This is a genomic window from Metabacillus litoralis (assembly GCF_003667825.1).
Lineage (GTDB): Bacteria > Bacillota > Bacilli > Bacillales > Bacillaceae > Metabacillus > Metabacillus litoralis_B.
In genome coordinates, this window is the sequence record NZ_CP033043.1 from 3077505 (window position 1) to 3091257 (window position 13753).

The window sequence follows — 13753 nt, forward strand, 5'->3', positions numbered from 1 at the left end:
GAAAATCATGACCATTAAAACGAAAAAAGGCCGACATGAATGTCGACCTTTTTCAAAATTATTTTTCTAATCGTTTTTCAAGTTCTGCTTTCTTTTCTTCAAAGCCAGGCTTTCCAAGTAAAGCGAACATATTTACTTTATATGCTTCAACCCCTGGTTGATCAAATGGATTTACTCCTAGAAGATAACCACTCATTGCACAAGCCTTTTCAAAGAAGTACACTAAATATCCGAGTGTGTATTCATCCATTTTTGGAATATTTACTACTAAGTTAGGTACCCCACCATCAGTATGAGCTAACATTGTTCCTTGGAATGCCTTTTTGTTAACAAAGTCTACTGATTTACCAGCAAGATAATTTAAACCATCTAAATCACTTTCTTCTGCCTCAATCGTTAATTCATGGCGAGGAGTCTCAACATTGATGACTGTTTCAAAAATGTCGCGACGTCCTTCCTGTACATATTGTCCTAAAGAGTGTAAGTCAGTTGAGAAGTTAGCTGAAGAAGGATAAATTCCTTTTTGGTCTTTCCCTTCACTTTCGCCAAATAATTGCTTCCACCATTCAGCAAAATACTGTAGTCCTGGCTCATAGTTAATTAGCATTTCAATCGTTTTTCCTTTGTTGTATAAAACATTACGGACAGCTGCGTATTGATATGCTGGATTTTCCTCAAGCTCGGATTTTCCGAAATCTTCGCTTGCAGCTTGAGCACCCTTCATCATGGCTTCAATATCTACACCCGTTACAGCGATTGGTAATAATCCAACAGCTGTTAATATTGAATAACGACCTCCAACATCATCTGGAATGATGAATGACTCGTAACCTTCCTCAGTTGCAAGTGTTTTCAAAGCACCACGTGCTTTATCAGTTGTAGCATAAATACGTTGCTTCGCTTCAGATTTTCCGTACTTTTCTTCAAGAAGCTTTCTAAAAATACGGAATGCTAATGCTGGTTCAGTTGTTGTACCCGATTTAGAAATAACATTAATCGAGAAATCTTTTCCTTCAAGTAAATCATGAAGATCCTTCATGTATGTAGAGCTGATGTTATTTCCTACAAAAATAACTTGTGGAGCTTGTCTTTGTTCTTTTGATAAAGAATTATAAAAAGAATGATTAAGCATTTCAATTGCAGCACGTGCTCCTAAATAAGAACCACCAATACCAATGACAAGAAGAACTTCTGAGTCGTTCTTAATTTTTTCAGCACTTTTTTGAATTCGAGCAAATTCTTCTTTATCATAATTGTTAGGAAGATCCACCCAACCTAAGTAGTCACTTCCAGCTCCTGTTTGCTCATGAATAGAATGATGAGCAACTTTCACAAAATCCCTTAAATATGTAAGTTCATGTTCGTTAAAAAAAGTTAAGGCACTAGAATAATCAAAGCTTACATGCGTCATAACATTTTTCCTCCAATGTTTACTATTTGTTTATAGCTAATAACAACTTTATCTAAACTACATGTGTAAATCAAGTATAGATCTTTATGTAACCGCTAACATATTCAATCTTTTCTGACAATTCATTTACATAATAAAGCAAACACGGAGTAACCCCCGTGTTTGAATATTTTTAATTTATAGAGATGCTGTTAAGATCGCAACCACATCGTCTTTATTTAAAGATTTAAAATTACCGAATTCTCCATTAATCATTGCTTTATCAGCCATTAAATCAATGTTTTCATCATTAATATCATAATCTTTTAAACGACTAGGTGCTCCAATACTGCTCCAAAACTCACGAAGTTTATCAATGCCTTCAAGAGCAACTGTTCGGTCGTCTTTACCAGAAGGATCGACATCAAAAACATTAACAGCCATTTGTACAAAACGAGATACATTTTGATCTAGGTTATGCTTCATCCAGTTAGGAAACAGAATCGCTAATCCACCGGCATGCGGAATATCATAAACAGCAGAAACAGCATGTTCAATATTATGACTTGCCCAATCTCCTCGATACCCCATTTGAAGTTGGCCATTTAATGCAATCGTACCGGAGTAAAGAATCGTTTCACGAAGCTCGTAATTTTCTAGATCATTTATTAGCTTAGGAGCTGCTTCAATAACTGTTTTCAATGTTGCCTCACAGAAGCGGTCTTGTAAAGGTGTATTTTTTGTATGATGAAAATATTGTTCAAATACATGTGACATCATATCAACAATGCCATATACCGTTTGATCTTTTGGTACAGTGAACGTATTTACTGGATCTAATATTGAAAATTTAGGAAATGTTAAAGGACTACCCCAACCATATTTTTCTTTTGTTTCCCAATTCGTTATAACAGAACCAGAGTTCATCTCAGAACCTGTTGCAGCTAATGTTAATACTGTACCAAATGGCACAGCTTCTGTAGGAATATGTTTCTTAGTCACAATATCCCAAGCATCACCATCATATTTCGCCCCAACAGAAATGGCCTTTGTACAGTCGATTACACTTCCTCCACCTACTGCTAATATAAAATCAATATTCTCTTTTTTACATATCTCAACGCCACGATGAACCGTTGATAACCTAGGGTTTGGTTCAACTCCAGACAATTCATATACTTCAAGGTTATTTTTCTCTAAAATTTGAATGACTTTGTCATAGAGACCATTGCGCTTAATACTTCCTCCACCATATACAACAAGAACCTTTTTTCCGTACTTTGGAACTTCATTTTCAAGTTGTTCTACCTGTCCCTTACCAAAGATTAATTTAGTGGGATTATAGTATGTAAAATTATCCATTTATATCGCCTCCATATTTAGATTATGTAATTTCCTGATTTTATTGTAAAGAAATGTGCTTTTATTAAAATTTTCTTTGAATAGTTTTTTTGTTTTTTCGCAAGATATAAGTGTAGTTAACAACTAAGGAGGTTGTAAATAAAAATGAGCGCAATTCAACGTATAGCACTTGTACTTACGATAATAGGAGCAATTAACTGGGGACTAATTGGTTTTTTCCAATTTGATCTAGTAGCAGCTATCTTCGGCGGCCAGGATTCAGCATTATCACGAATCATTTACGGTTTAGTTGGTATTGCTGGTTTAATCAATCTTGGTCTGTTATTCAAACCTTCTGAAGAAGTAGCAAGAGAACCTCGCCCAGAAGCTCGATAAGAGTGAAGAAAAAAGAGTTAACTTCGGTTAGCTCTTTTTTTATTTTTGATTAAAGGGAATAAAAAAAGACGAACACCCTGTGTTCATCTTTTCTTCGTTCATTATTTTTTAATTTCTTCACGTTTTGATTGCTCAATCCACTCTTCAAGCTTGTCTTTTAATGTGTTGAAACCTTGTGGAGTTTCTGTTTCAGCTTTTACAGTTGCTTGACGTTTTTTAGGTCTTTTTGGAGCTTCTTGCTTTTCTTCAGCAGGTGCTTCTTGAGTAGCACGGATTGATAAGCTGATTTTCCCAGATTTTTCGTCAATAGAAAGAACTTTTACTTGAACTTCATCATTAACGTTTAAGTGCTCATTAACATCTTTAACAAAACCATGTGTAATTTCTGAGATGTGAACAAGTCCTTGTGTTTCTTCATCTAGTGCAACAAATGCACCATATGGCTGAATACCTGTTACTTTTCCTGTATGAACACTTCCTATTTCGTACTTCGCTGTCATAATAACACTCCTATTTTCCTTATAATTATATGTCCCATTATACGCAATTAAAAATTATATCATATCTTTGCGTCTTTGACAAAAATAAATATTTTTGATCTCATTTTTTAGTATACCCAAAAAAGAAAAAGCAACGATGAATTCGTTACTTTAAGGCATTGGCTTATACACAATTTTTGGGTATCCATTTTCTAGACGAAGCTCAAGTGAAACCGTTTCTCCATCCCCTTTTATATAAATATGATTGATAACCTCTCCGTTTTCTTGATACTGAAATTCAACCATCGTAACTTCGTTTGATAAAGTCTGGAAGTCAGTAGAACTTATCTCGGAAATAAATTGACTTTTATCAGGTATGTTTGTGCCTTCTCCTTTATATAAGAGGTTATAAGCCATATCATAATCTCCAGTTATCACTGCATACATATAGATTCTTGCCACAACTAAATCAATTGTATTTGTTCCCGCAAACGGTCCATCAAACACTTTATCGTTATTAGTTCTTTTGTATTCCTCATATGTTGCTACCATTTGATCTGTTAGAGGCAACAGGTTCACGCTTAATCCATTTGGAATAATTTTCAATTTCAAAAGGATGAGAGACTCTACTTGATTCTCAAGCTCTTCCGTTAGATGAAAATCACTGTCCTTAAGTTCACTTAAAAAAGCATCAACTATTTGTGAAGACGTTGTATTATTGTTTTCAGAAATAAACTTCTCAAAACCTGATATGATCTCCTCTTTAACTCTTGCCTCATTAGTTGTAATCTGAGAATTTTCTGTTCCTGTCAAATAGTTTTTCATTAGATCTTGAAACAATATTTTCAAATCATTTATATTAGAAAAATTAGGGTGTTTGATTATGATTGACTCTAGCTGAATCAATCTAGTTTCAAGTTCATCACGACTGATGACTAATTCAGCGTCTACTTTATATCTTTTGTTTTTCTGAATATCCAGAAATAGTTTTAGTTCTTCTGATAATTTCTCAGAAAAAGTCTCTGAAATTTTGCCATAATCAACGGTAAAAGAGATCATTCCTTCACCATCATCAACAAAAATGTAACCGTTACCCTTCATTTCATCCACTAAGTTCAAATAGTCTTCTGATCCATTTTTTACGCTACCACTATTAAGTTGTTGAACATAGTCTTTAACGTTAGAAACATCTATACTCTGTTCCTTAAAGTTCATTTCCCACCGATCTGTATATCGTTCTTTTAATAGCTCTAATTTCTCAATATAATGAAGAATTTGTTCATCACTTATATCACTTTGATCTTTTAACATAGTAAATTCTGTAAAAGGCATTGATACTCGATATTCAATAATTTTTTTAACATTATTCATATAGTTTTTTAACTCTGTTTGCGATTTATAACTCTTTCTCTCTTCAAAGGCTGAAACTGCACTTTTAGCTTCCTGGACAAACTGATATTGTTCTACATTTTTGGTTTGGAGAGAAGCATTTAACTCATCTACTTTTCTTTCATAAAATCCTCTTATCTCATATGTTGCCGCTTCAATGTCTGAAGTTGTTACGGGCTGTTGGTTCATATTCTCCTCTGTTGGATGATTCCAATTCGTGTTTTCCGGTTGCTTTAGAAGTTGTACACCAAGGATTCCTCCAATTAAAAGTACACCAATAAAGGAGGCAACATACGGTAGTTGAAGTTTCATGCGCTTTTTATACGGCTTTTCCGATTTTTTTACCTCATTCACTAGTTTATCTACAGAGGAAACTGAGGGCACTTGTTCGTATGAGTTTTTTAAGTTTCTCATTCGTTCTTCAAATAATTTATCATCCATGTATGTCACCTTCTTTCTTATCAAGTTCTTCAATGACTTTTTTCAACATTGTTTTCCCTCGTAATATTCGTGTTTTAACTGTAGATAATGAAATAGACATAATTTCTGCAATTTCCTCATACTTCTTTTCATGAAAATAAAAAAGAACGATTGGTATCCGATATTTCTCATCTAGCCTTTGTATCGCTAAATGAAGTACCCGATCTTCCTCATTACGTAAAACCTCAGCTTCTGTTTCAGGGTAATACTCCTGTCGAAAGTCTTGTTGTATTTTAAAAACCTTCCGTAGATTAGATTGTCGTTTTCTAGCAAAGTCCCTCGTCACATTAAGTGTTATTTTATATAGCCAAGTAGAAAATTTCGCCTTAGTAAACTGATCTATAAATCGATACACACGAATAAATACTTCCTGTGTAATATCTTCTATCTCATCCTGTCTGTTCCCTAATTGATAAGCAAACTTCTCCACAACAGGATAATGAAGTTCAACAAGCTGCTGAAAAGCTAACATATTTCCCTGTTTGGCCTTTTTAATTAATTCTTCTTCGGTCATGTGTCCCTGCCCTCCTCTTTCATGTTATTTAACGCCATCATGTTCGACATTGTTTCATTTGGGAATTAACTTTAATGAGGATTTATAGAGAGAGGAAAAATCTAATTATAGGTTTAAACCACATAAAAAAGAGGGAATAATACAAGCATAAGGCTTTCTAGTATTCCCCCTTTTGTTTCTATATGAGCTGATCAACTGGTCAGCTTTTTTTAGTTGAGTTTTAAACTTACACTCATACTTTTTGTTTTTGAACAAAACGTTGCATTCTTCTTAATGATTCTTGAAGCTGTTCTAATGAAGAGGCATAGGAGCATCGGATATACCCTTCGCCGCTTTCCCCAAACACGCTACCTGGAACAACAGCCACTCTTTCTTCCATGAGAAGCTTTTCTGCAAATTCTTCTGACGAAAGGTTTGTTTCCTTTATAGAAGGAAATGCGTAAAACGCACCACCTGGTACATGACAAGTAAGCCCCATTTCTGTTAATGCATTAACAAAAAGGTTTCGTCGTTGCCTGTAGCTTTTTTTCATATGCGAAACATCTTCTTTGCCATTCTTAATTGCTTCGATTGCAGCATATTGAGCCATAGAAGGTGCACACATCATTGTGTATTGATGAATTTTTAACATAGCGCTTAAAAATTCAGGCTGTGCAGCTACATAACCTAAACGCCAGCCTGTCATGGCAAATCCTTTCGAAAATCCTGAAACAAGGATTGTCCGTTCTACCATTCCATCAATCGAAACAAAGCTTGTATACACATCATCATAGGTAAGCTCAGCATAGATTTCATCTGAAATAACCAATAAATCATACTTTTCAATAATTTTCGCTATTTTTTCCAAGTCTTCTTTATTAAGGAGTGTTCCAGTTGGATTATTTGGTGAGCACAAAATAATCGCTTTTGTTTTATTCGTGATTGCCTTTTCTAAATCTGAAGGCTGAAGCTTGAACTCCATTTCACCGCTCGTTTGAACGGATACTGGTACCCCACCAGCAAGAGATATTAGCGATGAATAAGATACGAAGCTAGGCTCAATGACAATAACCTCATCACCAGGGTTTACAATGGCTCTAAGTGCAAGGTCAAGAGCTTGGCTTGCCCCAACTGTTACTAACAATTCCTCTGAAGGACTATAGCTCACATTGGTTTTTTCTTTAAGATAATGACTTATTTCTTTTCTTAACTCAAGAAGGCCTGCATTTGCTGTGTAGGAGGTATATCCTTGCTCTAAGGAAAGGATACTTGCTTCTCTTACATTCCAAGGTGTAACGAAATCAGGTTCACCAACACCTAATGAAATAACACCTTCCATACTTGCTGCTAGGTCAAAGAACTTGCGTATTCCTGATGGTTTTAAGCCTTTGACTGTACTTGAAAGGTAATGCGTTGGTTCAATCATGGTGATACCACAATTCTCTTATCCTCATCATCTTGTTCAAATATAGTACCATCATGTTTATATTTCTTTAAGATAAAATGAGTTGTTGTAGACAATACAGAGTCTAAAGTTGAAAGCTTTTCAGAAACAAATTGTGCAATAGCTGACATCGATTTTCCTTCTATTATGACTGAAAGGTCGTAAGCACCTGACATTAAGTAAACAGACTTTACTTCATTAAAACGATAAATTCGACTTGCAATATCATCGAAGCCTACTCCTCTTTTTGGCTGAACTTTTACATCAATCATGGCTTTTACACCTTCGTGCCCATCAACCTTACGCCAATTCACCTGTGCTGTATAATCAACAATAATACGTTGATCTTCAAGATTTTTAATTATCTTTCTCGTTTCTTCTTCTGATAAGTCAATCATTTTGGCGATTTGTTCTGCAGTCAAGCGGCAGTCATCTTGTAATATTTCTAATAACTCTACTTCCTTTTCACTAAACTTCATTTTTCACCACTCCTACTTTTCAAATCTTCAGATAATTATACCACCATATTGCTCGTTTTTCATACGTTTCACAAAAAGAAAAAAGGGTAGATTTTTACATGAGTGTTTTTTAAAATCCCGGTAAAAAATATGAAAAAACATTGTTCTTCTTTAACAGCCTATTAGGTTAAACTACGTTACCTTAAAAGCTATACTCCTAAATGACAAGCAGCAAATTCAGTGTGTTAAGTCAAACACATATTTTATCATACAATCCGGCAATATATATAGGAAAAATGGAGTGAATGCTTATGAATAAAAGCCATTACTACTGTAGTACGATGAATATTCTTGGCATAAACGTTCACTATGAGGTTTATCGCCAACATCCAACCAATCCTGTTATGATCTTAGTACATGGATTCCTGTCCTCTAGTTTTTGCTACAGAAAAATTATTCCTTTGCTAAAAGAGGATTTTACAATCATTACAATTGATCTTCCTCCATTCGGCAAAACAGAGAAATCAACCAAATTTGTTCACTCTTATACAAACATGGCAAAAGTGGTAATACATTTAGTAGAAGGACTGAACATAAAAAGAGCTTACCTTGTTGGTCACTCTATGGGTGGGCAAGTATCCTTGAATGCAGCAAAGCAAAGACCCGATTTGTTTGAGAAAGTGATATTACTATGTAGCTCAGGATATATGAAAGGTGTACATCCTTCACTAAAATTTGGTTCATATGTTCCTTATTTTTATCTATGCATTAAGCATTGGCTAGCTAGTCAAGGAATTCTAAAGAACTTAAACAATGTGGTGCATGACCGTTCCTTAATTGATCAGGAAATGATGGATGGGTATATGGAGCCTTTTCTCGATGACAAAATATTTCGTGCTTTAAATCGGATGATACGTGATCATGAAGGTGATCTTAGTTCAGAAGAATTAAAGCAGATCGAACAGCCAAGCTTACTTATATGGGGAAATGAAGACAAAGTGGTACCTGTTCATATCGGAGAAAGATTAAAAAATGATTTACCAAACTCAACGTTTTTCTCGTTTAAACATACCGGCCACTTAGTTCCCGAAGAAAGGCCTGAACATGTTTCAGAAAAGATTGTGAACTTCCTTTTTCAGGCTCAATAGAAAGAAACCACTCTAAGAGTGGTCAGGCTGTCGAGGAACCTCGACAGCCATTACTTTTATTCATACACTTTATCTATTCACCGCGTTAATATGGTATAATATACATATAGAAAAACAAATTTAGGACGGTGGAAGATATGTTTAAACCTAAAAGGGAAACCCAAAATGAAGTTGAATTTGTCATGATTGAAGAATTAGTACCTCAAGATCATCTTTTGAGAAAAGTGGAAAAATACATAGACTTCTCTTTTATTAATGAAAAAGTCCGACCTCTGTACTCTGAAAACAATGGCCATCCATCTGATCCCACTATGCTTTTCAAAATGATGTTCATCGGTTATTTCTATGGCATTCGTTCGGAACGTCAATTAGAACGTGAGATTCAGACAAACATTGCTTACAGGTGGTTCTTAGGTTTAAAACTCACAGATCCAGTCCCTGATCATTCAACTATTAGTTGGAATCGCCGTACCCGTTTTAAAGATACAAATATCTTCCAGGAAATCTTTGATGAAATTGTCTTTCAAGCTATTCAACATAAGATGGTTGGAGGAAGGGTTTTATTTACGGATTCTACTCACCTTAAAGCTAATGCAAATAAACATAAATTCACACGTGTGGATGTTGAAGTTGAAACACGAGAATACATTGAAGAATTAAATAAAGCTATTGAAGAAGATAGGATAAATCATGGAAAAAAGCCTCTAAAGGAAAAGGAAGAGGTGAATGAAACTAAACAAATTCGAAAAAGTACAACTGATCCTGATTGTGGGTTTATGTCACGTGATAATAAGCAAGAGATGTTCTGTTACCTAGACCATCGTACCACTGATATAAAATTTAATATCATCACTGATGCTTATGTTACTCCTGGTAATGTTCATGATTCTGTTCCTTATCTGTCTCGTATAGATCGTCAAATTAATAGATTTGGTTTTAATGTAGAAGCAGTTGGTCTCGATTCAGGTTATCTAACAAATGCTATATGTAAAGGAATCAATGATCGCAAGATCTTTGGGGTCATAGCTCATAGAAGGTTCCATCCAACCAAGGGTCTTTTTCCAAAATGGAAATTTGACTATGTGCGTGAACGAGATGTCTATATATGTCCAAACAAAGAGGAATTAGTTTATCGTACGACTACACGTGAAGGGTATCGAGAGTATAAATCTAATCCTAAAAAATGTGCAACTTGTCCATTATTAAAGGAATGCACGAAATCAAAAAACACACAGAAAGTCGTTACGCGCCATGTGTGGGAGGATCATAAAGATCGAGTTCGTCTGAATCGTCTTTCAAAGTCGGGTAAAATCCTATACAAATTCAGAAAAGAAAAAGTAGAGCGAAGCTTCGCAGATTCAAAAGAACTGCATGGGCTTCGCTACTGCCGGTTACGGGGAATACAGAATGCGAGTGAACAAGTATTACTCACCGCAGCATGTCAAAACATGAAAAAGATCGCCACACACCTAGCAAGGCTTGCATAAGGTGTATGATGATCTTTTTCATTTAAAATCCATACCTTTTCTTACTAGAAGAACGATAAAAACTAAAAGAAAGTACGTGTTTTTTTAAAAAAACACGTACTTTCTAAACAGCCTGACCACTCTAAGAGTGGTTTTTCATTTCCATTTAAATCTCACAGCTTGCGTTATTTTTGATTTGAAGTAACTGCTTAGACATGAATTCACATTCCGTTAGAGGGATGATTTCCTCGAACGAAAATTCATAAATCGCTTGTATTTTTCTTGCTAACTTTAGTTTATCATCTATCAAATGAACAGCCTGGAGCACATCAACTACTTCCGTTTCATAACGATCTTCTCCATAACCTAACGGATCCCACTGTAATAAAACTTCCATTAACCTTATATTCGTTTGCTGTGTTTCCATTTTTTCACCTTTATTAATCTTATTTTTTGCACTGTTATTGTAACACACTTATGATAGAAGTAGATAATGAAAGAAGCTATATCCATTTTTGTATATGATTCATATACCGTACTACTCATGTTAAAGGAATCCTATAATAAATATAGCTCACAGTTTTATAAGAATCTTTACTAAGAGGTGATGCAATTGAGTCGATTTGATCAAGTTATTAACCGAAAGAAAACAGATTCAGTAAAATGGGATTATACAAAAAGAATATTTGGTGTAGAAGATGTACTACCAATGTGGGTGGCTGACATGGATTTTCCAGCACCTGAGGAAGTGATTGATGCCTTACATACTCGAGTTGACCACGGAATATTTGGATATACAATGTCAGGTTCAAAAATGGAAGAAAGCGTTAAAAACTGGTTAGATTCCCGTCATTCCTGGAAGATCGATCCAAAAACAATCACATACAGTCCTGGAATTGTCACAGCTATTAGTATGGCTATCCATGCCTTTACTACTTCAGAAGACAAAATTGTCGTACAACCGCCTGTCTACTACCCATTTTTTGAGATTGCCCAAAAGCATAAACGCGAGGTCCTATATAATCAATTATTACTAAATGAAGAATTCCGTTATGAAATTGATTTTAATGATTTGGAAGAAAAGCTTTCAGATGAAAGAACAACACTTTTTATCTTATGTAATCCTCACAATCCAAGTGGTCGGGTTTGGAGTAAGGAGGAATTAACAAGAATTGGGGACCTTTGTATTAAGCATAATGTTCTGATTATATCAGACGATATTCATTCCGACCTGTTGCTGTTTGGAAATCAATATACTCCGATTGCGTCTATTCGAAAAGACATTGCGAATCAAACCATTACTTGTATTGCACCTAGTAAAACTTTCAATTTGGCAGGTCTACAAGCTTCAATTTTGTTAATACCAAATGACTCTATTAAAAGACGTTATAATGAAGTTCAACAGGTGTTTGGCGTTATGGGTATCAACACGTTAGGAGCTGAGGCGATGCAGGCAGCGTATGAACATGGGAGCAACTGGCTTGATGAATTAATTCAATATCTTCAGGAAAATGTATTATTAATAGAAGAATATTTAATGAATCATCTTCCTCAGGTAAAAATCATGCGACCTGAATCAACCTATCTTGTGTGGATTGATGCAAGAAATGTAAATAAATCGGATAAAGAATTACAGGAACTACTCCTTAATAAGGGAAAACTTGCTTTACATATAGGTTCCAAGTTTGGCAAAAACGGAGAAGGCTTTCTAAGAATGAACATTGCTTGTCCAAAGGAAACTTTGTTAGATGGTTTAAAAAGATTGAAAATAGCTTTAACATAATTATCCCAAACTTCCAAATGGGCTCTTTCAACTTAAGAGCTCATTTATTCAGTTTTTATAAAAAAATTAGTTAAAATGTGTTTATTTCAGAATAATTTTTACAATTCTCACAATTTAATGGTATAATTAGGGAAACTTACTTATATCAAAGGTGACCATTATATGGAACTAGTAAAAGATATTATCTTACAAATTACATTCGTTGTTCTCCCTATTTTTATCTATCATTTATTATGGTTAAGTAGAAACAACCTTAGCTCTTTAAAACCCAATAAACTATTAATTACGTGTGGCTCCATTTTTTCTTCTGTCTTGTGTTTGATTTACCCGATTGAGCTAATTGATGGAGCTTTCTTTACCCTTCAACCTATTCCCTTATTTACTAGCGTCGTTTACGGGGGATCCATACCAGGTCTGCTTACTCTTCTTACAACTTCTATTTATTTTTCACAACTTTATGAACTGGGCTGGGTTTATTTTTGTGGGAGCATAACGGTTTACATTATTCTTTCACTTTCTCTACGAAGCAATTGGTATTCCTACACGTTTAAAAAGAAATTAAATTACGCTGCCATATACGGGATAAGTATTTTAATTTTTTCACTTTGTACAATCATTTTTGTAAGCGTTTTATATCCTCGTTATGTTGATTTAGCTAATTATGTAATCCCAAGCATAACAATTTTCACCCTTACCTTGATACTTATTTTATGTATATACCTAATTGAGTATATAAGGGCAAATGCTGTTATGAGGATGGAGTTAATGAAAGCAGAGAAGCTTTCCATTGTCAGTGAACTCGCAGCAAGTGTTGCACACGAAGTGAGAAACCCGTTAACTGTTGTCAGAGGTTTTGTTCAATTAATAGGTAATTCAACAAATAGTACAGATAGTCAAAGAAGAGAGTACATGGATCTTGTGTTAACAGAATTGGATCGAGCCCAAGCCATCATAACTGACTATCTAGGTATGGCCGGACAAAAAAGCATGGCTAAAGAAAAAATAAACTTAACCAATACTCTAAATGATATCACTACGCTCATGACATCTTATGCAAACTATAAAACAGTAAAATTCAAATGTGATATTGATAAGGATTTGTATGTTTTTGGAGACCCAATTAAACTAAAACAGGTTTTTGTCAATATTATCAAAAATTCCATAGAAGCTGTTCCGAATATGGAAGGGCTGGTAACCATTCATGCATGTTTATTGGAAAGCACAATACATATTAAAATATCTGATAATGGGATCGGAATGACTAAAGAGCAAATTGAGAGATTAGGAGAACCATACTATTCTTCTAAAGATGATGGCACAGGGCTTGGATTGACGGTTACATATAGTATAGTTAAAAGCCATGGTGGTTCTGTAAAATACATAAGTGAAGTTAATAAAGGAACAGTTGCTATTATTTCTCTTCCTCTTTACTTCGATACTAGCTCGGATCACTCTCACCTATTTAGCGAGAATTTATCAGGTTAAT

Annotated in this window: 13 protein-coding genes; 5 read left to right on the top strand and 8 right to left on the bottom strand. The window is 34.7% G+C overall.

Annotated features, from left to right (window positions below; genetic code table 11):
* Nucleotides 1–58: 58 nt before the first annotated feature.
* Together D9842_RS15340 and D9842_RS15345 are read right to left on the bottom strand one after the other, a co-directional pair.
* A complete protein-coding gene (locus D9842_RS15340) occupies nucleotides 59–1411 on the bottom strand; it encodes a glucose-6-phosphate isomerase (protein WP_121663256.1) in 1353 nt (450 codons plus the stop codon).
* 177 nt (nucleotides 1412–1588) lie between these two features.
* On the bottom strand, nucleotides 1589–2752 hold the full coding sequence (locus D9842_RS15345) for an iron-containing alcohol dehydrogenase (protein WP_121663257.1): 1164 nt from the start codon (nucleotides 2750–2752) through the stop codon (nucleotides 1589–1591).
* Nucleotides 2753–2896: 144 nt separating this feature from the next.
* On the opposite strand from D9842_RS15345, the gene D9842_RS15350 reads away from it, so the two are divergent.
* The gene (locus D9842_RS15350) at nucleotides 2897–3127 is read left to right on the top strand and encodes a DUF378 domain-containing protein (RefSeq protein WP_121663258.1); all 231 of its coding nucleotides are present in this window, start codon (nucleotides 2897–2899) and stop codon (nucleotides 3125–3127) included.
* A 101-nt stretch (nucleotides 3128–3228) separates the two neighbouring features.
* Here the strand turns inward: D9842_RS15350 and yugI are convergent, their stop codons facing one another.
* The 5 genes from yugI to D9842_RS15375 all read right to left on the bottom strand — a co-directional run bounded on the left by yugI (nucleotide 3229) and on the right by D9842_RS15375 (nucleotide 7891).
* Nucleotides 3229–3627 carry a S1 domain-containing post-transcriptional regulator GSP13 gene (gene yugI / locus D9842_RS15355; protein WP_121663259.1) on the bottom strand — a complete coding sequence of 133 codons (399 nt, stop codon included), beginning with the start codon at nucleotides 3625–3627 and terminating at the stop codon, nucleotides 3229–3231.
* A gap of 150 nt (nucleotides 3628–3777) precedes the next feature.
* Nucleotides 3778–5436 carry a hypothetical protein gene (locus tag D9842_RS15360; protein ID WP_121663260.1) on the bottom strand — a complete coding sequence of 553 codons (1659 nt, stop codon included), beginning with the start codon at nucleotides 5434–5436 and terminating at the stop codon, nucleotides 3778–3780.
* The gene (locus tag D9842_RS15365) at nucleotides 5429–5989 is read right to left on the bottom strand and encodes an RNA polymerase sigma factor (protein ID WP_121663261.1); all 561 of its coding nucleotides are present in this window, start codon (nucleotides 5987–5989) and stop codon (nucleotides 5429–5431) included. The genes D9842_RS15360 and D9842_RS15365 overlap by 8 nt, the downstream gene beginning before the upstream one ends.
* A gap of 232 nt (nucleotides 5990–6221) precedes the next feature.
* Complete coding sequence (locus tag D9842_RS15370; RefSeq protein ID WP_121663262.1) at nucleotides 6222–7394, bottom strand: aminotransferase; 1173 nt, start codon at nucleotides 7392–7394, stop codon at nucleotides 6222–6224.
* Nucleotides 7391–7891, bottom strand: coding sequence for an Lrp/AsnC family transcriptional regulator (locus tag D9842_RS15375; protein WP_121663263.1), 501 nt, complete (start codon nucleotides 7889–7891; stop codon nucleotides 7391–7393). Before D9842_RS15375 ends, D9842_RS15370 begins: the two co-directional genes overlap by 4 nt.
* 290 nt (nucleotides 7892–8181) lie before the next feature.
* On the opposite strand from D9842_RS15375, the gene D9842_RS15380 reads away from it, so the two are divergent.
* Complete coding sequence (locus D9842_RS15380; protein WP_121663264.1) at nucleotides 8182–9018, top strand: alpha/beta fold hydrolase; 837 nt, start codon at nucleotides 8182–8184, stop codon at nucleotides 9016–9018.
* Nucleotides 9019–9155: 137 nt separating this feature from the next.
* On the top strand, nucleotides 9156–10505 hold the full coding sequence (locus D9842_RS15385) for an IS1182 family transposase (RefSeq protein ID WP_121663265.1): 1350 nt from the start codon (nucleotides 9156–9158) through the stop codon (nucleotides 10503–10505).
* 145 nt (nucleotides 10506–10650) lie between these two features.
* On the opposite strand, the gene D9842_RS15390 is transcribed toward D9842_RS15385, so the two are convergent.
* Nucleotides 10651–10911, bottom strand: a complete 261-nt coding sequence (locus D9842_RS15390) for a DUF1871 family protein (RefSeq protein WP_121663266.1) — start codon at nucleotides 10909–10911, stop codon at nucleotides 10651–10653.
* Between the two features lie 180 nt (nucleotides 10912–11091).
* Here D9842_RS15390 and D9842_RS15395 point away from each other — a divergent pair, with 180 nt between their 5' ends.
* On the top strand, nucleotides 11092–12267 hold the full coding sequence (locus D9842_RS15395) for a MalY/PatB family protein (protein WP_121663267.1): 1176 nt from the start codon (nucleotides 11092–11094) through the stop codon (nucleotides 12265–12267).
* 162 nt (nucleotides 12268–12429) lie between these two features.
* Nucleotides 12430–13752 (top strand): sensor histidine kinase, encoded by a 1323-nt coding sequence (locus D9842_RS15400; RefSeq protein ID WP_121663268.1) that lies wholly within the window; start codon nucleotides 12430–12432, stop codon nucleotides 13750–13752.
* Nucleotide 13753 lies beyond the last annotated feature (1 nt).

What these genes read in the sequence shown, in the direction of transcription:
- D9842_RS15340 (WP_121663256.1), bottom strand. Translation starts at nt 1,411, where the DNA reads ATGACGCATGTAAGCTTTGATTATTCTAGTGCCTTAACTTTTTTTAAC.
- D9842_RS15345 (WP_121663257.1), bottom strand. Translation starts at nt 2,752, where the DNA reads ATGGATAATTTTACATACTATAATCCCACTAAATTAATCTTTGGTAAG.
- D9842_RS15350 (WP_121663258.1), top strand. Translation starts at nt 2,897, where the DNA reads ATGAGCGCAATTCAACGTATAGCACTTGTACTTACGATAATAGGAGCA.
- yugI (WP_121663259.1), bottom strand. Translation starts at nt 3,627, where the DNA reads ATGACAGCGAAGTACGAAATAGGAAGTGTTCATACAGGAAAAGTAACA.
- D9842_RS15360 (WP_121663260.1), bottom strand. Translation starts at nt 5,436, where the DNA reads ATGGATGATAAATTATTTGAAGAACGAATGAGAAACTTAAAAAACTCA.
- D9842_RS15365 (WP_121663261.1), bottom strand. Translation starts at nt 5,989, where the DNA reads ATGACCGAAGAAGAATTAATTAAAAAGGCCAAACAGGGAAATATGTTA.
- D9842_RS15370 (WP_121663262.1), bottom strand. Translation starts at nt 7,394, where the DNA reads ATGATTGAACCAACGCATTACCTTTCAAGTACAGTCAAAGGCTTAAAA.
- D9842_RS15375 (WP_121663263.1), bottom strand. Translation starts at nt 7,891, where the DNA reads ATGAAGTTTAGTGAAAAGGAAGTAGAGTTATTAGAAATATTACAAGAT.
- D9842_RS15380 (WP_121663264.1), top strand. Translation starts at nt 8,182, where the DNA reads ATGAATAAAAGCCATTACTACTGTAGTACGATGAATATTCTTGGCATA.
- D9842_RS15385 (WP_121663265.1), top strand. Translation starts at nt 9,156, where the DNA reads ATGTTTAAACCTAAAAGGGAAACCCAAAATGAAGTTGAATTTGTCATG.
- D9842_RS15390 (WP_121663266.1), bottom strand. Translation starts at nt 10,911, where the DNA reads ATGGAAACACAGCAAACGAATATAAGGTTAATGGAAGTTTTATTACAG.
- D9842_RS15395 (WP_121663267.1), top strand. Translation starts at nt 11,092, where the DNA reads ATGCAATTGAGTCGATTTGATCAAGTTATTAACCGAAAGAAAACAGAT.
- D9842_RS15400 (WP_121663268.1), top strand. Translation starts at nt 12,430, where the DNA reads ATGGAACTAGTAAAAGATATTATCTTACAAATTACATTCGTTGTTCTC.